Raw genomic sequence first — 18,910 nt, 5'->3', positions numbered from 1 at the left:
TTTCCTGTCTTTTAATTATGTATTTTAAGCTGTCTGCAGAAAGCTTACGGCTGACAGCTATTTTTTATTCGCCGTCCAACCCGCGAATAGGTTTAATCCTTCCCCAATTTTTACAGGAAGGGCATTGCCAGTATAATTTTTTGCTCGAATATCCACATTTTTGACAGCGATATTTAGGGCGCAGTGTGATCTGCTCTGACACCAGCTTTTGTAAAAAAGTGAGACTCTCTTTTTCACTTGTCGATTGGGCTAATTGCAAATGGTAAGTCATTAAATGGTTAAACCCTTTCATCGTGGTGTTACGCTGTAACTCCTGCAGCATGAATTCTTGAGCTTTTTCAATGCCGTGATATTTAGCAATAAGTTTAGCTAACAATATAACGGCACTGGCCCCTGCTCCCATACTGACGATATTATAAAGGTAGCCTATTAATTCCTGTTCACTGCCCTGCTGCTGATGTAATTTTAATAACCTGTCGAGTATAACCTCGGTAAAATCGATATCCAGTTCGGGAATTGATTGTAAAATTTGCAGTGCCTTTTGCGGCTTATTTTGCAAAATATAATAATCACAGAGAGCGATATTTGCACGCATACAATTTGGAAAAACAGTTAATGCCTTTTGATACAATTTAATTTTTTGTTTTTCGTCTTCCGGTGTTTTTAATTGATCCGCCAAACTGCAGTAGAGATAGGATAAGGTTCTGCGCTTTTTTGTCCCCTTAGATAATTTGTGCAGGGACTCAGTCACTCTCACCGCATCTTTCCATTCTTTAAGTTGCTGATAGATTAGCAACAGATTTTCCAGTGCGACCTCCTGATACTCAGGTGATGCCTTTAACTGTACAAATATTTCTTCACTGCGATCAAATAAACCTGCCTGGTAAAAGTCTTTACCTAATTGTAGCAAAGCCAAATCACGTTGTTCTAGTGTCAGAGAGGGGCGAGCGATTAAGTTCTGGTGAATGCGAATTGCACGTTCGACTTCGCCACGCTGACGGAATAGATTGCCCAATGCGAGGTGTGTTTCAATGGTTTCATTATCAACCTCCAGCAGAGCAATAAAGTGATCAACGGCTTTATCGGGTTGATCGCTTAGCAAAAAGTTCAACCCTTGGACGTAATCTCTGCTGAGCTTATTACCTTTTTGTTGCTTTTTTTGGTGTACGCTTCTTACCCCCATATACCAGCCATATAAGGCAGCGACAGGGAGTAAAAGAAAAAACAGCTCTTGCACTAAAAGTTAATCTTTTACGGGTAAGGCACGTAACTCATTAAGTTCCTTACTGTGCTTTTTATTCATTTTAAGTAACTGCCTATTTGTTATTTTTAATTTTAAATAAAAGAGCACCGCAATAGCGCCGGATGCAATAAAACCGATTAAAAATATAATCGCTAATAATGTAGAAAGGCGCATTTCACTTTGTGCCAGCAAATAATTAATATTAACTAACTGCTGATTTTTTAAACCGAGTAAAGCAGCAACCACAAAGAATAAAATTGTAATAATGAGAGTAATAATACGTTTCATAGCGATACCTTAGCAAAGAAAGATGAGTTACTAGTCTAGTATATATTACACAGGGAATAAATCATTGATATGTATGTAATGCCCAAAAAATAAAAGGTGCCCCCCTCATTCCTAATGCGTTGTGAGTTTTATTCAGAACATACTGTTCTTCACCACTTTGTGGGCAGCTAAAGCTATTCAAAATCGTTCCAGGCGATTTTGAATAGTGAGAACAAGGATCGAACGCAACTCCCCCCCCCTTATTTAGGGCTAATTTCCCCTTCGCAATCATTGAGTGCTTGATTAATTCTTTTGCAATATGCAGATTTTATTATGCAGGTACCAATTCTACTCACTAGGTGATCTATTAAAGCACCTGAAAACAAGGCATTGATTGCAATAAATAGTTGTTCTGATGACAAAAATAGTAGGGTATTATTTTGAATAGCTTCAGCTCACCACGAGAAGTGGTGAATGCTAGGAGGTTATAAATAAAATCAATCGTAAAAACTAAAACTGCGTTTTCTATCTAGTTAGCATTCATTTTAACAAGCCCAAATGAATAGAGCATCACTGGGTTTAGTCTCATGATAAGCAAAGCAGATAAAAACAGTCATTGATGTTTTTAAAGGGAATGTAGGATAAAATTTAAGGTAAAAAAAATGGTGCTGTAAAAGCACCATTTTTTAGTTAAGCATTTGCTGCATTTACCCGCTCTCTCAATGCTTTGCCGGGTTTAAAGTGAGGAACATACTTACCGTCGAGTTCAACTCTATCACCTGTTTTGGGATTTCGTCCAACTCTTGGGGCGCGATAATGTAAAGAGAAACTACCAAAACCTCTAACTTCAATTCGTTCGCCTTGTGCAAGTGAATCGGCCATTAACGTTAGTGTTTCTTTTACGCTATCTTCCACCTCTTTTACCGACAATTGAAAGTGCTTACTGGTTAGTCTTTCGATCAAATCAGACTTAGTCATAACTTACCTCGTGTTCAAATTCGAATACAGTAAACCGACTCCAGTTAATGCTAATTATTACCTAATCGCTCTGGAAAATCGGGAATGCTTTTCCCAAGTTATTTAGGCAAGAGTGGCTGATTACCAGCCACTCTACAATTATTTGCCTTTAGCTGCATTAAATGCATCAAGCATTGCATTACCCATGCTTGCTTCGTCTTGTTGTTTCAAGCTATCAACTGCTTCTTTCTCGTCAGCTTCATCTTTTGCTTTGATAGAAAGGCTAATTACGCGGTTTTTACGATCTACACCGACAAATTTAGCATCAATCGCATCACCAGCTTTAAGTACTGTCGCTGCATTCTCAACACGCTCACGTGCGATATCACCTACACGAATGTAACCTTCAACGCCTTCAGCAAGAGTAATCGTTGCACCTTTAGCATCAACTTCAGAAATAGTACCTACAACAATAGACCCTTTCTTGTTTTCTGCTAAGTAATTATTGAACGGGTCAATTGAAATTTGCTTGATACCTAAAGAGATACGCTCACGTTCTGGATCAACTTGAAGCACAACAGCTTCGATCTCATCGCCTTTTTTGTAATCTAGAACGGCTTTTTCGCCTTCAGCTTCCCAACTAATGTCAGAAAGGTGAACTAGACCGTCGATGTTGCCATCAAGACCGATGAAGATACCAAAGTCAGTGATAGATTTAATCTTACCAGAAACTTTTTGACCTTTATCATGAGTTGAAGAGAACTCTTCCCATGGATTAGCTTTACACTGTTTAAGGCCTAGAGAAATACGACGACGTTCTTCATCGATATCCAGTACCATAACTTCAGCCGAATCACCAAGGTTAACAACTTTAGATGGGTGAATGTTTTTGTTAGTCCAATCCATTTCTGAAACGTGAACTAAACCTTCAACGCCTTCTTCGATCTCAACAAAACAACCGTAGTCAGTTAAGTTAGTCACTTTACCACTTAAGCGAGTTCCTTCAGGGTAACGCTTAGCGATTGCTACCCATGGATCTTCACCAAGTTGCTTAAGACCTAGCGATACACGAGTACGCTCACGATCAAATTTAAGCACTTTAACATTGATTTCATCACCAACATTAACGATTTCACTTGGGTGTTTAACACGCTTCCAAGCCATATCAGTAATGTGTAATAGACCGTCAACACCACCTAGATCTACGAACGCGCCGTAGTCGGTTAAGTTCTTAACGATACCTTTAATTTCTTGACCTTCTTGAAGATTTTCAAGTAGTTCATCGCGTTCAACACTGTTTTCAGTTTCAATAACAGCACGGCGAGATACAACAACGTTATTACGTTTTTGATCAAGTTTAATCACTTTGAATTCAATATCTTTGTTTTCAAGGTGAGCAGTGTCACGTACTGGACGTACGTCAACTAATGATCCTGGTAGGAAAGCACGGATACCGTTTAATTCAACAGTGAAACCACCTTTAACTTTACCGTTGATAACACCGATAACAGTTTCTTGGTCTTCGTACGCTTTCTCTAGTTGGATCCAAGCTTCGTGACGTTTCGCTTTTTCACGAGAAAGTTTAGTTTCACCGAAACCGTCCTCTACCGCGTCTAACGCTACATCTACAACATCGCCAACAGCAACTTCTAGTTCACCAGCAGCATTTTTAAATTCTTCAACTGGGATTGCAGCTTCAGATTTAAGACCTGCATCAACGAATACTAGGTTGTTACGGATTCCTACAATTGTACCTTTAACAATCGTACCGGGACGAGTTTCTACCGTTTGTAGAGATTCTTCAAATAGTTCAGCAAAAGATTCCATCATCTATTTATTCACACTTATTTTTTATACAACCACTTACAATCCATTAGCAAGGGAGGCTGAAAAAGATTACTGCTTCATCCATAAAGCAATATTAGTTAATAGTTGCTTATTCAACTATTAATTTTAGTTTAAGTTTCATCAATTCAAATATCTGATCTACAACCTGCACAACAGTTAATGACGTTGAATCGATCACCAAAGCATCTTCTGCGGGTTTTAAAGGCGCAACAGGACGATTTCGATCTCGAAAATCACGTTCTTTGATTTCGCTTAAAATTTCCGCAAGGCTAACATCAAACCCCTTGCATTGCAACTGATTAAAACGCCGTGACGCTCGCTGCTCTGCGCTCGCATCCAGAAATATTTTGACGGGTGCATCGGGAAAGACCACTGTCCCCATGTCTCGTCCGTCAGCAATTAAACCGGGTTCTTTGTAAAATGCTTTTTGCCTAGTCAATAACGCATCACGAACAAGTTGCAATGCAGCAATTTGAGAGGCTGCTTGTGCGACTGTTTCGGTTCTTAATTTATCACCAACGTTCTCACCTGCTAATAAAGTATCAACACCAACACCATTAGATTGAAAAGAAACATTCAAGTTTAACGCCAAATTCGCCAAACTTTTTTGATCATCCAAACTTATTTTTTTTTGTAGCGCTGCAAAAGCTAAAATTCGATACAGGGCCCCGCTATCAAGCAGATTCCACTTTAGTCTTGCTGCTATTATATGGCATACGGTGCCTTTTCCTGAGCCACTTGGGCCATCAACAGTGACCAAATTAATGTTAGACACATAAACTCCTGGGGTCGCTTAAAAATTATGTTTAAAAATTGTGATTGTCAAAAACTAACGCTAATCAAATAGTGGGTATATACCCATGTTATAAAAAATCAATTTATCTCATCCATAAATTCATCCAAGTTTTGATCGAGCGCTTTCTGCTCTTGAGTCGTTTTCTTCATAAAGTGCTCGACATCTGTACTATTAGAGTAAAACTTAAAGGCTTCATACTGGATGTAGGCTTCTTTAACAAATAGATAGGGGTCCAGCGATTGTTCAAGAAGGGGTTCCTGATCGATAAATCCTGCCCGTATTTCGGCCCCATCAAGCCCCCACAAGCCTACATTTTGCCACAAGCTAAGGTAACTACTCGGAAAAAATAAACCATCGACAACATCCCCGACTAATTTTCGCGTACTGCGAGGTCCGATCACCGGTACCATCAAATACGGACCATTCGCAACTGACCATCTTCCAAGCACGTTACTAAAGCTTTCTCTACGGCGCTCAATACCAATTGCACTGCCGACATCTATCAATCCGAATATTCCAAAAGTAGAGTTAAGGGTAAACCTCATTAATGCATCGAACGAGTGTTTAAAATCAAGCTGTATTAAATTATTGAGCACAGTAGTCGGCTCTTCAAGATTTAAGACAAAATTATGAATCGCCTTGCGTCCGTCATTGGGCATCACATAAATGTAACTTTTTGCTACCGGACGGTATAGGTAAGTGTCCAGAACCTTATAGTTAAATTCCCAGATAAGACGGTTAACAGGTTCAATGGGATCCCTCATTTGGTATTGACTATCGCCATTAACCGTTTGTGCAAACGGCGCAGTTGAAAACAGCAAAAAAATAAGAAAAGTCAGTTTTAGCATATTGGAATACTCTTTATCCTTAAAGTAAATACCCAGTTTGTATAATTTTACAACAGGAAAATACAGCATCACTTGTTATCAATTTACAGCGGCGAGTGATCAGTCGTGGTTGTCAAAAAAACCTCACTGCATTGAGTATAACGATTCAAAATCCAGATCGTTATACTTTTTAAATTAAATACAAACTTACTCTAGCTGTTGTGAAACAAGCACTTTTACGTTTTGTTTTTCTCCGGCGACAATGGCAGAACTTTCACCTTGCCACTGTCCTGCACTATTACTTGCATTACCATCAACTGAAATACGTGCTTTAATAATGAAATTAGGATAATCACTTAGTTTTACCCCCTTCACCATGGAATTAGCATCGGAAAGCTCAATGGTTGCTGGAAAAGTAGGTAGTTTTATTTTGAGCGCTGCAATCGGCATTGGCGGGCCGCCAACGGCTTGAGCATAAACAAATAAAAAGCCATTTTCTGGCACAACAACATTATCATCAACAGAAATTTCCACCCGATAAGTCATACCTATGGCAGCAGGCGGATTGTCAATGCTGCTATCGGGATTAGTCACTGATGCAGTAGAATTATCAATAACACTATCGGTATCTTTAGACATTTGCTGTTTTGCATAGCGAATGCTGTCACGCAGTGTGCCTGCCTGGGTCGAATTATTATCAACCAGCGTTTGCATTTTTTCCCAACGCTGGATGGCTAATGCATAATCCTGCTTTTCAAGGGCCATAAATGCCAACATAGACCATGCCTGCAGTTCATTGGGATACTCTCTTAACAGCTCGGTTAATAAATATTCCGCTTGATTTTGGCCGTCAGCATCGCCCGTCTGCATTTTCAACTGGATATCAACAAGCCGAATATTAAGAGACTCAGGCGCTAATAATAACGCTTTTTTAATCGCATCTGAGGCAACATCGGTCTCCTTAAAGACCATTGCTAGGCGGCTATACAATAACCAGCCATCGGGATCATTATCGTTTTGGCTTAGTTGGGTGCGTAAACCTAACATTAAATCGCGCAGCTCTTGCTCATTAGGACGGTTATCCTGGTCATTAAAGAGTTTATCTTGCAAATCCGGGTAACGCTCCACAACCGATTGCCACTGTGCAACTTGCTGATAAGCACCCACCGAGCTATACAGTCCATAACTGCCCAAAACCAGAATAAGGACAGCCGGAAGCCATAACATTTTACTGTTTTTATAATCCTTTTGTGTCTCTTTATCGACAGTATCATCGAGTAAATTATGTTGTAATTCACTGCGGAATATTTCTTTATCAACAATAAGATCCTGTGCTTCATCGTTTTCAAGTTCAGTTAAACGAATATCATATAACGCGCGATTTAATTGATTGCGGCGATCCCCTTGCCGGCCATTTTTATAGTGACGTATAAAAGGGATCGTCAGCAGAGCACTTGCGATAATCACAAGCAAAATACTGGTCAACCAAAACTGTAAAATCATTCCTTATTCCCTTTTTGTGACTTTTTATCTGTGGATTTTTTATTACTTAAAATTTCTTGCAAACGCTGTTCTTCCTCAGGATCTAACTGCGCCTCCTGTTTTTTTTGTCGTGTTACCAGAGCATATATAAAGTAGAACCCTACCAAAATAAACAACAAAGGACCAAGCCACAGGAAAATAGTCGCAGGTGTCATCGGCGGATCATAACGTATAAAGTTACCGTAACGGGTAACCATATAGGCAATAACTTGCTCTTCATTTTTGCCTTCTTTCACCAGCTGATAAGTTTTGTTGCGTAAATCTTCCGCGAGCTTGGCATTAGAATCGGCAATATTCTGATTCTGACATTTAGGGCAACGTAACTGCTTTGTTAAGTCATGAAAAGTCTGTTCTTGTTGTGCATTATCAAACTCAAAAAGATCAGTCGCACTAAAAGCTAATGGACTAAAAAAAAACATGAGACAAAACAGATAAGCGCTGAAATTAACTGTTTTAAAGCGATTATTTTGAACATGTAGATCTACTGAAGTCAATTGCATCGGTTACTCCATATTATCAAAGATAGCAGATAATTTATCTTGCCAATTGCGGTCATTTAAATCCCCGACATGGCGATACTGGATGATACCTTTGCTATCAATAAAGAAGGTTTCAGGCGCACCATAAACACCCAGATCAAGCCCCAGCATACCATCTTTATCAAACAGACTGATTGCATAGGGATCCTTAAGATCCGTTAACCACTTAATCGCTTTAATACGATTGTCTTTGTAGTCCATACCGATAATATACAGCCCCTGCCCGGCCAACTTAGTTAAAAATTGATGCTCGGCATAACAGGTTGGGCACCAGGTAGCCCAGACATTAAGTAATAATTTTTGACCTTTAAATATAGAGGCATCGTGCTGCTTGTCCGGGTCATAAAGATCCTGCAGAGTAAACTCCGGGACAGTTTGACCAATTAAAGTGGACTCGAGTTTTCGAGGATCAGTATAGAGACCTTGAAACAGGAAATAACAAGCAATCAAAAAGATCACTAAAGGGACTGATAGCGTCAGTATTTTTTTGCTCTTGACCATATTCAGATAACCTCCGCTGCTGATTTAGAAACTTTTTTTACCCGGTAGCGGCGATCAAACATCACCAAAACACCCGCCAATGCCATCATCAGGGGACCAAACCAGATCCAGCGTATAAAAGATTTATAATAAACACGTACAGACCAAGCCCCGTCCGGTAAGACTTCACCCATGGCGATATACAAATCACGGGTAAAACCTGAATCAATAGCGGCTTCGGTCATCGCCGTTCTTTGCACCGTGTAAATTCTTTTTTCAGGCTCCATCACAGCGACCGTTTCCTGATCATATTTAACGGTAAATTGCCCGACAATGCCGCCGTAGTTTTTCCCCTGCAGGTCATTGACGGCATCAAAATGAAAATCGTAATGCTCAAAGCGAACACTGTCCCCTATCCTTAATTTAACATCACGCTCGATAGAGAAATTCTGGGTCATAGTGATACCTATCACCATAACGGCGAATCCGGCATGACCCAAAGTCATTGCCCAATGACTGTTACCTAATTTTTTCATGCCGGTCCACAGGCTAAAACGGTGTGTCGAACGCAGGTAAATTTCCATCCCCGTTCCCACTAATATCCACATACCCAGAAAGACGCCTAATAATGCGAGCCAAGTGAAATGGGATGCAAAAGCTAATAGAAAGACCAGCGTGAGCAAGGTACTAACAACTAATAGGATAACCATTGGTTTGAATAAATCGCTTAAATTCTGACGTTGCCAGCGCACTAAAGAGCCCACGCCTAAAAAGAGTGCAAAGGGTACAACCAAAACAGTAAATATACGGTTAAAGAAGGGTTCACCAATCGAAATACTGCCTAAGCCCATTTCTTTATGGACAAGCGGTAACAGGGTCCCTAATAAAACCACAATTAACGCCGCGATTAATAAAATATTATTAATGAGCAGCATAGTTTCACGGGAGATAAGACTATAACGACCACGACTTTTTACTTTAGACGCCTGTACCGCGTAAAGTAATAATGAACCACCAATCACTAAAATCAAATAGGTTAATATAAATAGACCACGAGTAGGGTCACTTGCAAAGGCGTGTACCGACACCAAAACACCCGAGCGCACCAAAAAAGTGCCCAGCAGGCTTAATGAAAATGCAGTGATCGCAAGTAGCACTGTCCAGGATTTAAAAACACCCCGTTTTTCACTCACCGCTAATGAATGGATTAAAGCCGTACCGGCAAGCCAGGGCATAAAAGAGGCATTTTCAACGGGATCCCAAAACCACCATCCACCCCAACCCAATTCGTAATAAGCCCACCAGCTTCCCAATGCGATACCTAAGGTTAAGAAGGTCCAGGCAGCTATTGTCCAAGGACGGGACCATTTAGCCCAAGCACTGTCCAGGCGCCCTTCCATTAGTGCCGCAATAGCAAAAGCAAAAGCAACTGAAAAACCGACATACCCCATATACAACATAGGTGGGTGAAAAATAAGGCCAATATCCTGCAGTAGCGGGTTAAGATCCCGGCCATCAACGGGGAAATAGGGGAGAGTACGATCAAAAGGGTTCGAGGTTAATAAAACAAATAAGTAAAAACCCAATGATAATAAACCTAAGACAGCGAGTACCCGAGCAACAGACTCAACGGGTAAGCGTTTACTCATCAGCGCAACAGCCGTACTCCAAATGGATAATAGAAGCACCCATAAAAGTAACGATCCTTCATGTGCTCCCCAGACGGCAGACAAGCGGTAATACCAGGGCATCGCTGAGTTAGAATTGGTAGCAATATAAGCCACCGTAAAATCATTAACCAGAAACAGATAAGCTAAGATAATAAATGACAAAGCAACAAAAACAAACTGTAAAACAGTTAAAATCTTAGCGGATTCAATGGCACTTTGCTGGTGAGCATAGATCCCATAGAGCGGATAAACGACTTGTAATAATGAAAACATGCAGGCTATTGCCAGCACAACTTGACCAATTTCAGGTAACATGAAATGTCTTTTCCTTATAGTTATTTGTTATTGGCTTTGAAATTATCCATGCCAACCAGTGCCTCAGAAACTTCCGGGGGCATATACTCTTCGTCATGTTTAGCAAGCACTTCAGAAGCGTTAATTTGGGTGGCATTCAGTAAATGACCCTGAGCAACAATACCTTGCCCCTCACGGAATAAATCCGGCAAAATACCATCAAAAAAGACAGTCACAATACCACCACCGTTATCCACCAAATCAAAGCTTACTTTTAAACTCTCTGGATTCCGCTTTACTGATCCCTGTACGACCATGCCGCCAATGCGTAAGCGTTGCCCGACTTCAGGTTTTATACCGGTTTCTTTTTTACCTTCAATTATTTCTGTCGGTGTATAAAAAAGATCGATATTTTGCTGCAAAGCAAACAGCACTAACCCCACGGCCAGTGATAGGGCAACCGCCAAAAAGGAGGTGATTAACAAACGCTTTTTACGTCTCGGATTCATAGTGTGTCTTTCCTGTTTTTGGCTTTCTTTATTCGCTCTTCACGTGCAATACGCTGAGTGACAGTTTTTAATATTTTTTTTCTTTTTGTTAGGGTATTGATGATTAAAACAGCCAGCACTAAAAAAGAGATGCCGTAGGACAACCAAACATAAAAACCATAGCCTCCCATTGCAAAAAAATCTGCTAATGAATTAAATGCCATCTTAATTTTTTCCCGTTATTTTAACATTATTTAAAGCTAATTGTCTTACCCAGGGACGATGGCTTTCACGTGTTAAAATTTCATTTCGAAAGCGCATCAATATTAACGCCCCTAATAAAGTCGCAAAAGCTGCAATCATAATAAGTAAGGGCCATAACATTTCGACCGCCATTGATGGCTTACCAAATTTACTGATAGTTGGCCCCTGATGCAAGGTATTCCACCACACGACTGAGTAATGAATAACAGGTAAGTTAATCACCCCCACTAAGGTCAAGATTGAAGCGGCTCTGCCTGCTAATACTTTATCAGAAAATGCGTTATATAAAGCAATAATACCTAAATAGACAAACAGTAATATCAGCTCCGAGGTCAAGCGCGCATCCCAAACCCACCATGCACCCCACATAGGTTTACCCCATGCAGCACCGGTAAACAGGGCGATAAAAGTAAACACAGCACCAATGGGCGCCGTTGCCGCAACGGTCATTTCAGCTAATCTAATTTGCCACACTAAAGCCACAAATGCCGCAATAGCCATGCTTGAATACGCCCCCATCGCCATCATGGCCGCTGGAACATGGATATAAATGATTCGAAAACTATCACCCTGTTGATAATCTGCGGGGGCAAATAACAGTCCCCACAGCAAGCCAATGATAAATGTAATCACGGTCAGAACAACAAACCAGGGTAATAGTTTACCCGCTAATTGATAACTCTTTTCAGGTTTTGCATAAGGATGCAGCCATTTCCACATAATCTATCTCTATCTGTTTTTATTAATACTTAGATTCAAATAATAAGTGCATATTATCAACTGACATTACTCACCACATTGTTATGAATCAATAAGTTACTATTTTTAGACCTTGCTATAAGCCCTATTCTATCTGGGGACTGCGTAACATCAGTTATCAACTAACGCTGACACGCAATGATGCCGCTATTGCAAAAGGCGCTAAAATAATGGCGGTAATTAACATTGCACCTAATAAAGCTAATAACCCTATATAGGATTGACCATAGGATGCGGCATCAATCGCCATGGTCGAAAAAATTAAAATAGGAATACTCAGCGGCAGCATGATTAAACTTAATAGTATCCCCCCTTTTCTTAAGCCGACCGTCAGGGCAACACCAATAGCACCAAATAAACTCAAAATGGGCGTACCGATTAAAAGCGTTAAAAATAATGCAATATAGGTATCAATATCAAGTGATAAAAAAGTCGCCAAAAGAGGGGAAACCAATAAAAGAGGCAACCCGGTTAATAACCAGTGCGCAAATACCTTCGCGCTGACCAGCCACGCAAGCGGAAAGGGGGACAACATTAACTGCTCTAATGAGCCGTCAATAAAATCATCTTTAAATAACCGCTCAAAGGACAATAAAGCCGCCAATAATGCAGCCACCCAAATAATACCGGGTGCGATACGCTCCAGCAAAGCAGGATCTGTACCTATACCTAAGGGGAAGAGCGTGACCACAATAATGAAAAACCAAACAGGATTTAAAATATCACTGCCGTGACGGAATGCCCCCTGCAGCTCTTTAGCAACCACTTGAAAAAACGCGCTAAACAATGCCCTAAACATAGTCTTCATCGGCAGCAGCCCCACCTAATTCAATTTTCCGCAACAATGAAGAATCAAGCGTCATATCCTGATGTGTCGTGAGGAGCACAATCCCCCCCTTTTCTGCATGCTTTACAAATAACCCTTCTAACACGGCAATACCTGACTTATCAATGGCGGTAAAAGGTTCATCTAATACCCATAACGGGCACTTATTGATCCATAACCGGGCTAAAGCCACCCGACGTTGTTGTCCTGCAGAAAGCTGAGCCGTTGTCACATCTTCATAACCTGCCAATCCAACCTGTGCTAAAACAAACCACAAATCAATATCCTGCTTTGCTGCATGTAAGGTCTGAAAAAACTGCAAATTTTCTAAAGGAGTTAATTCAGGTTTTATACCTGTTTTATGACCAAGATATAAAAGCTGCTGGTAAAAAAATTCGCGATCTTTATCTATTGAGGAGCCTTGCCAAAAAATATCACCTGAATACGCGGTGGACAACCCTATTAGTAATCGAAACAGGCTTGTTTTACCCACGCCATTAGGTCCTTCAATCTGCACTATCTCGCCCGGTTTAATGGTAAAGCTTAGATCTTTGAATAAAATACGATCCTCACGGACAACCGTCAGCATTTTGCAGTGCAGCATGAACTTAACCTAATAAATTTAAAGATAACACTTGTACAAAGACAATCATTAAGGGGGTATTTGAATGCTAACACAGAAGATTATATGAAGTAATAAACATAACAGATTAATATGTGCGTTAATGTCGATACTCTTACGTAAATTTCTCCGGATTTTTGAGCAATTCACTCAATAAAGACGCTCTTTAAGATCAGAAAAGGATTTAGATATTCGCATCAGTGAATCTTTTTGGCTTTAATTAAAACCAAAAAAGCCCGGACTTAATAATAAGCCGGGCTAATTAAAGGATTTTTTAGCTGTTATCTAGCGGTGAACTCGGGGTATGCCTCTACACCACAATCGTGCAAATCCATACCTGTTTCCTCTTCTTCAGCGCTAACACGAACGCCCATAGTGACTTTAATCACGCTCCAAACAATCCATGACGCAACAAAGACAAAACCAAAGATAACCGCTGCACCATATAGTTGGCTGGCAAAAGAAGCACCCTCGTTATTTAGCGGCACAACTAATAGACCAAACAGACCACAGACACCGTGCACGGATAAGGCACCTACCGGATCATCTAACTTTAATTTATCAAAAGTGAGAATACTGTAAATAACGATGATACCAGCAACCGCACCTATACCCGCTGCAAATAGAGGCGTTGGCGATAAAGGATCCGCAGTAATAGCGACTAAACCTGCTAATGCACCGTTTAAAATCATGGTTAAATCGGCTTTACCCCATTTAAGTTTACTGACTATCAGAGCAGCAATTGCGCCCGTCGCCGCTGCCGCATTGGTATTAACAAAAATCAAACCAACCGCACTGGCATTTTCTGCATTCGACAGTGCCAATTGCGAGCCTCCGTTAAAACCAAACCAGCCCATCCATAGGATAAGTGTCCCTAACGTTGCAAGCGGCATGTTTGAACCTGGAATCGGGTGAACTGCACCGTTTTTACCAAACTTACCTTTACGTGCGCCCAGTAATATAACCGCAGCTAATGCCGCGGCAGCGCCTGCCATATGAACAATACCGGAACCTGCGAAGTCACTAAAACCGGCTTCAGCAAGGAAGCCGCCGCCCCAAGTCCAGTACCCTTCCATTGGGTAAATGAAACCTGTTAAAAAGACCGAGAATATTAAGAATGCCCACAGCTTCATACGTTCAGCAACTGCGCCGGATACGATTGACATTGCCGTTGCCACAAAAACAACTTGAAAGAAGAAATCTGATTCAAGTGAATGGTCAGCACCTTCCGCTTGGATACCTATCAAACTGCCAAATGAAGGTAACCAACCGCCTGCGCTATTATCAACATACATAATGTTATAACCAACCAGCAGGAACATGGTACAAGCGATAGCATATAACACGATGTTTTTAGTTAAAATTTCAGTGGTATTTTTAGATCGAACAAGCCCTGCTTCTAACATTGCAAAACCTGCTGCCATCCACATGACTAAGACACCTGATATTAAAAAATAGAAGGTATCAAGGGCAAACCTGAGTTCTGTTACTGTGTTTTCCATAATAATTCCTCTTTTTAAAAATTACTCAAATAGATTAAAGGGCTTCTTCATCAAGCTCACCGGTACGGATACGCACGACTTGCTCAAGGGGTTGAATAAATATTTTCCCGTCACCTACTTTCCCGGTATTAGCAGCGGCAGAAATAGCTTCAACTAAACGATCCACATCCTCTTTTTTGATAGCAATTTCAAGTTTCACTTTTGGTAAAAAATCCACCTGATATTCAGCACCACGATAAAGTTCAGTGTGACCTTTTTGACGGCCAAAACCTTTGACTTCTGAAACGGTTACACCAGCAATGCCAGCATTCATAATCGCTTCTCTTACTTCATCTAATTTAAACGGTTTAATTATTGCGGTTAACATTTTCATTAGCATTCCCTTTTTATTTAAGATTTCAATGAGTGGTAAAAATAAACAGTTAATTACTTTTTTCCTTATTTAAACATAAGCAAATAACATGCCAAAAACAAAAAGCTTTAAGATACAAGAAGTTAATCTTTAGTGTTAATTATTCCAATCTCAACAGCGCACCAAAAAGGTGCAACTATCACGTCTTTAGGCACGAGAATAAATAAGCGACTGAAATAACCGCAATCGCTTTATAGGCCTTCAAGTTAATGAAATGAATAGGTGAATTTGGCAGCCTGCTTTTAAAGCATCTTTGATCTGTAGAAATCCCTCTTCAACCCTTAGCAAATAAAGGTTGATCTGCTATGATGAGCAAATATTTTTATTCCAATCATTCACAGGTATCTTTCATGAAAAAAATAAGCCTTCTGGTTAGCGCGCTCATTTTCAGCCTTAACCTCTTTGCAAACCCCACAATAACGCCAAGTGCACCGGAAATTGGCGCAAAGGGCTATCTGCTTATTGATTTTAATTCAGGGAAAGTGCTTTCTGAGAATAATAGCGACGTCAGACTTGCCCCTGCCAGCCTGACCAAAATGATGACCAGTTATATCATTGGCCAGGAAATCAAATCCGGCAACTTATCACCTACCGATAAAGTGACCATTTCTGAAAAGGCGTGGTCCAAAAACTTCCCCGAGTCTTCTAAAATGTTTATTGAAGTCGGTAAGGAAGTGAGCGTAGCTGACTTAAATCGCGGCATTATAATACAATCGGGTAATGATGCCTGTGTGGCAATGGCTGAATATATTGCCGGCAGTGAAGGTGCATTTGCAGATTTAATGAATTCTTGGGCTGCGCAGTTAGGAATGGATAATACGCAATTTAAAAATAGCCACGGTTTAACCGCTGAAGGGCACTACACAACCCCCCATGATATGGCTCTCTTAGCGCAAGCATTAATTAATGACGTACCCGAGGAATACCTTATATACAGTGAAAAATCATTCAAATTTAATGGTATTGATCAACCCAATCGTAACTCTTTATTATGGGACAAAAGTTTAGACGTCGATGGGATCAAAACTGGCCATACTAATGAGGCGGGTTACAGCCTAATTTCTTCGGCAACCAAAGACGGTATGCGTTTGATCAGTGTTGTAATGGGCACCCATTCAACTTCAGCACGTCTGACCGAAAGTAAAAAATTACTCAATTGGGGATTCCGCTTTTTTGAAACGCTTACCCCTTATAATGCAGGCGACCAATTAGCGAATGAAAGAATTTGGATGGGTAGCCAGGCAATGATTCGCTTAGGTGTAAAAGATGATACGCCTATTACGCTGCCAAGAGGCGAAGCCAAAAATTTAACCGCTAATTTTATTATTGAAAATGAATTACGTGCACCCATCCAAAAGGGTGATGTTGTCGGCAAGGTAAACTATTCAGTGACTGGTCAACAAGCAGATCCTGATCAAACGGTAGCGACATACGATCTGATTGCCTTAGAAACCGTCGAGGAAGGTGGTTTATTTAGTCGCCTGATAGATTATATTAAATTATTGTTTATCGGTTGGTTTAGCTGATTTTAGCCCCATATTATAATCATAAGCGAACCGGTTCAGAGACAGCCCCTGAGTGAGTTCGCTTATACAACATAACAAAAGTCGATTAATATTGCCCCCTGGAGTTTAAAATGGCGTTAAATACCAACTTTGATACCCTACTAGAGTTCCCCTGTTTATTTACCTTTAAAGTAATGGGTGTTGCTAAACCAGAATTTATGGAGCAAGTGCTTGAGGTGCTCCAAAAACACGCTCCGGGAGATTATGCACCGACCATAAAACCCAGCTCAAAGGGCAATTATTGTGCTTTAAGTATTCCGGTCACTGTTACCAGCAAAGACCACATTGAAACGATCTACACTGAAGTGAGCGAACTTGAACTTGTTCGCCATATTCTTTAACACTGTGATTACTGAATGAATACATTAGATACACAGCTTAAATTACGTTACTTAGGCAGACAGGATTACCTAAGCTCGTGGCAGGCAATGAGCGACTTCACCAGTCAACGTGATCAAAATACCGTGGATGAAATATGGTTAGTCGAACACCCGGCCGTGTTTACCCAAGGCCTTGCGGGCAAAGCTGAACACCTGTTAAAGCAAAGTGAGATTCCGGTTGTGCAAAGCGATCGCGGCGGGCAAATCACTTTTCATGCACCCGGACAGCTGGTTGCATACTTACTGATTAACCTTCGCCGCAAGAGACTTAATGTGCGCGCATTAGTCACTATTATGGAAGACAGCATTATTAATTTATTAGCAGATTATAATGTTATCGCAGTAGCTAAACCCGATGCGCCGGGTGTCTATGTTGATGGTAAAAAAATAGCATCACTGGGACTGAAAATCCGCAAAGGCTGCTCTTTCCACGGATTGGCATTAAATGTTGATATGGATTTATCTCCTTTTTTGCAAATTAACCCCTGTGGTTACGCAGGACTAGAGATGACCCAATGTAAGGCTGAGGGATTAACACTTTCAGTTGACCAACTCGCACCGTTATTGATTGAAAAAATGAATCAAAAATTAGACTATTCACATATTGAGAGTTTTCACCATGAGTAATAAACCAAGTCAATTAACTGCAGGCAAAAAATTACGCGACGCCGACAAACTTTCTCATATTCCGATTAAAGTTGTCCCTTCGAACAAAACAACGCTGTTAAAAAAACCAGCTTGGATGAAAATAAAACTTTCTTCTGACAATACACGCGTTAATGAAATAAAAGCAGCATTACGTAAAAACAACCTCCATTCAGTTTGTGAAGAAGCCTCATGCCCAAACCTCAATGAATGTTTCAATCACGGCACCGCAACCTTTATGATTTTGGGTGACATTTGTACTCGACGTTGTCCATTTTGCGATGTGGGTCATGGTAAACCGCTGGCCGTCGACGCAAACGAACCGAAAAAATTGGCTGAAACCATTAAGGATATGAAACTAAAGTATGTTGTCATCACCTCGGTTGACCGCGATGATCTTCGTGATGGCGGCGCGCAACATTTTGCCGATTGTATTCGTGAAATTCGCTTATTAAATCCAGAGATTAAAATCGAAATTTTAGTACCTGATTTTAAAGGCCGTATGGATAAAGCCTTAGCCTGTTTTGAGCAGGATCTGCCCGATGTATTTAATCATAACCTTGAAACAGCCCCCCATTTATATAAGGAGGTTCGACCTGGCGCTGATTATAAATGGTCTTTAAAACTGCTCCAAAAATTTAAAGAGAAACATCCGCATATTCCAACAAAATCAGGTTTGATGGTTGGACTCGGTGAAACAAATGAAGAGATAGAGCAAGTACTTACTGACCTTAGAGCGCATGATGTTAATATGTTAACCCTAGGGCAATACTTACAACCTAGCCTCGACCATTTAGCGGTACAGCGTTATGTTCCACCCTCAGAATTTGATGAGTTAGGGGTAAAAGCCAAAGCTCTGGGATTTGATCAAGCGGCCTGCGGCCCCTTAGTTCGCTCCTCATACCATGCCGATTTACAAGCCTCTGGCAAAGAAGTGAAATAAACAGATCAATCGGCAGAGCGCATTAACGACGCTCTGCCGAT

The 18,910-nt window shown here is 40.7% G+C and carries 21 protein-coding genes; 4 read left to right on the top strand and 17 right to left on the bottom strand.

The features are described from left to right. Positions 1 to 64: 64 nt before the first annotated feature. The 17 genes from lapB to CXF72_RS01420 form a co-directional block, all read right to left on the bottom strand. A complete protein-coding gene (gene lapB / locus CXF72_RS01505; protein WP_101036307.1) occupies positions 65 to 1,237 on the bottom strand; it encodes a lipopolysaccharide assembly protein LapB in 1,173 nt (390 codons plus the stop codon). 6 nt (positions 1,238 to 1,243) lie between these two features. Then, a complete protein-coding gene (locus CXF72_RS01500) occupies positions 1,244 to 1,531 on the bottom strand; it encodes a LapA family protein (RefSeq protein WP_101036304.1) in 288 nt (95 codons plus the stop codon). A 669-nt stretch (positions 1,532 to 2,200) separates the two neighbouring features. After that, the gene (gene ihfB, locus CXF72_RS01490) at positions 2,201 to 2,488 is read right to left on the bottom strand and encodes an integration host factor subunit beta (RefSeq protein ID WP_101036300.1); all 288 of its coding nucleotides are present in this window, start codon (positions 2,486 to 2,488) and stop codon (positions 2,201 to 2,203) included. Positions 2,489 to 2,626: 138 nt separating this feature from the next. Then, positions 2,627 to 4,297: a 30S ribosomal protein S1 gene (gene rpsA / locus CXF72_RS01485; protein ID WP_101036281.1), complete on the bottom strand. Its 1,671-nt coding sequence runs from the start codon at positions 4,295 to 4,297 to the stop codon at positions 2,627 to 2,629. Between the two features lie 106 nt (positions 4,298 to 4,403). Then, positions 4,404 to 5,090 (bottom strand): (d)CMP kinase, encoded by a 687-nt coding sequence (gene cmk, locus CXF72_RS01480; protein ID WP_101036278.1) that lies wholly within the window; start codon positions 5,088 to 5,090, stop codon positions 4,404 to 4,406. A gap of 98 nt (positions 5,091 to 5,188) precedes the next feature. Further along, positions 5,189 to 5,959, bottom strand: coding sequence for an MlaA family lipoprotein (locus tag CXF72_RS01475; RefSeq protein ID WP_101036277.1), 771 nt, complete (start codon positions 5,957 to 5,959; stop codon positions 5,189 to 5,191). Between the two features lie 186 nt (positions 5,960 to 6,145). Beyond that, positions 6,146 to 7,441 carry a c-type cytochrome biogenesis protein CcmI gene (gene ccmI / locus CXF72_RS01470; RefSeq protein ID WP_101036275.1) on the bottom strand — a complete coding sequence of 432 codons (1,296 nt, stop codon included), beginning with the start codon at positions 7,439 to 7,441 and terminating at the stop codon, positions 6,146 to 6,148. Then, on the bottom strand, positions 7,438 to 7,980 hold the full coding sequence (locus CXF72_RS01465; protein WP_101036272.1) for a cytochrome c-type biogenesis protein: 543 nt from the start codon (positions 7,978 to 7,980) through the stop codon (positions 7,438 to 7,440). Before CXF72_RS01465 ends, ccmI begins: the two co-directional genes overlap by 4 nt. Before the next feature lie 3 nt (positions 7,981 to 7,983). Then, complete coding sequence (locus CXF72_RS01460) at positions 7,984 to 8,520, bottom strand: DsbE family thiol:disulfide interchange protein (protein ID WP_101036270.1); 537 nt, start codon at positions 8,518 to 8,520, stop codon at positions 7,984 to 7,986. Positions 8,521 to 8,522: 2 nt separating this feature from the next. Continuing rightward, positions 8,523 to 10,484: a heme lyase CcmF/NrfE family subunit gene (locus tag CXF72_RS01455; RefSeq protein ID WP_101036268.1), complete on the bottom strand. Its 1,962-nt coding sequence runs from the start codon at positions 10,482 to 10,484 to the stop codon at positions 8,523 to 8,525. Between the two features lie 20 nt (positions 10,485 to 10,504). After that, complete coding sequence (gene ccmE / locus CXF72_RS01450; RefSeq protein WP_101036265.1) at positions 10,505 to 10,972, bottom strand: cytochrome c maturation protein CcmE; 468 nt, start codon at positions 10,970 to 10,972, stop codon at positions 10,505 to 10,507. Continuing rightward, positions 10,969 to 11,175 (bottom strand): heme exporter protein CcmD, encoded by a 207-nt coding sequence (ccmD, locus tag CXF72_RS01445; protein ID WP_101036263.1) that lies wholly within the window; start codon positions 11,173 to 11,175, stop codon positions 10,969 to 10,971. The genes ccmE and ccmD overlap by 4 nt, the downstream gene beginning before the upstream one ends. A 1-nt stretch (position 11,176) precedes the next feature. Next, positions 11,177 to 11,935 (bottom strand): heme ABC transporter permease, encoded by a 759-nt coding sequence (locus CXF72_RS01440; RefSeq protein ID WP_101036260.1) that lies wholly within the window; start codon positions 11,933 to 11,935, stop codon positions 11,177 to 11,179. A 157-nt stretch (positions 11,936 to 12,092) separates the two neighbouring features. Then, complete coding sequence (gene ccmB / locus CXF72_RS01435; RefSeq protein ID WP_198552467.1) at positions 12,093 to 12,773, bottom strand: heme exporter protein CcmB; 681 nt, start codon at positions 12,771 to 12,773, stop codon at positions 12,093 to 12,095. After that, complete coding sequence (gene ccmA, locus CXF72_RS01430) at positions 12,766 to 13,404, bottom strand: cytochrome c biogenesis heme-transporting ATPase CcmA (protein ID WP_101036259.1); 639 nt, start codon at positions 13,402 to 13,404, stop codon at positions 12,766 to 12,768. Before ccmA ends, ccmB begins: the two co-directional genes overlap by 8 nt. Before the next feature lie 299 nt (positions 13,405 to 13,703). Beyond that, positions 13,704 to 14,924, bottom strand: coding sequence for an ammonium transporter (locus CXF72_RS01425; protein ID WP_198552465.1), 1,221 nt, complete (start codon positions 14,922 to 14,924; stop codon positions 13,704 to 13,706). 34 nt (positions 14,925 to 14,958) lie between these two features. Beyond that, a complete protein-coding gene (locus tag CXF72_RS01420) occupies positions 14,959 to 15,297 on the bottom strand; it encodes a P-II family nitrogen regulator (protein WP_101036255.1) in 339 nt (112 codons plus the stop codon). Positions 15,298 to 15,686: 389 nt separating this feature from the next. Here CXF72_RS01420 and CXF72_RS01415 point away from each other — a divergent pair, with 389 nt between their 5' ends. The 4 genes from CXF72_RS01415 to lipA all read left to right on the top strand — a co-directional run bounded on the left by CXF72_RS01415 (position 15,687) and on the right by lipA (position 18,869). Continuing rightward, the gene (locus CXF72_RS01415; RefSeq protein WP_101036254.1) at positions 15,687 to 16,862 is read left to right on the top strand and encodes a serine hydrolase; all 1,176 of its coding nucleotides are present in this window, start codon (positions 15,687 to 15,689) and stop codon (positions 16,860 to 16,862) included. A 110-nt stretch (positions 16,863 to 16,972) separates the two neighbouring features. Beyond that, complete coding sequence (gene ybeD, locus CXF72_RS01410) at positions 16,973 to 17,242, top strand: DUF493 family protein YbeD (RefSeq protein ID WP_101036253.1); 270 nt, start codon at positions 16,973 to 16,975, stop codon at positions 17,240 to 17,242. Positions 17,243 to 17,257: 15 nt separating this feature from the next. Then, the gene (gene lipB, locus CXF72_RS01405; protein ID WP_101036252.1) at positions 17,258 to 17,908 is read left to right on the top strand and encodes a lipoyl(octanoyl) transferase LipB; all 651 of its coding nucleotides are present in this window, start codon (positions 17,258 to 17,260) and stop codon (positions 17,906 to 17,908) included. Continuing rightward, on the top strand, positions 17,901 to 18,869 hold the full coding sequence (lipA, locus tag CXF72_RS01400; protein ID WP_101036251.1) for a lipoyl synthase: 969 nt from the start codon (positions 17,901 to 17,903) through the stop codon (positions 18,867 to 18,869). Before lipB ends, lipA begins: the two co-directional genes overlap by 8 nt. The last annotated feature ends 41 nt before the right edge of the window (positions 18,870 to 18,910 follow it).

This window comes from Psychromonas sp. MB-3u-54 (genome assembly GCF_002836415.1).
Classification (GTDB): Bacteria; Pseudomonadota; Gammaproteobacteria; order Enterobacterales; family Psychromonadaceae; genus Psychromonas.
Note: the sequence above shows the minus strand (reverse complement) of the source record. Positions and strands in the feature narration are given on the sequence as shown.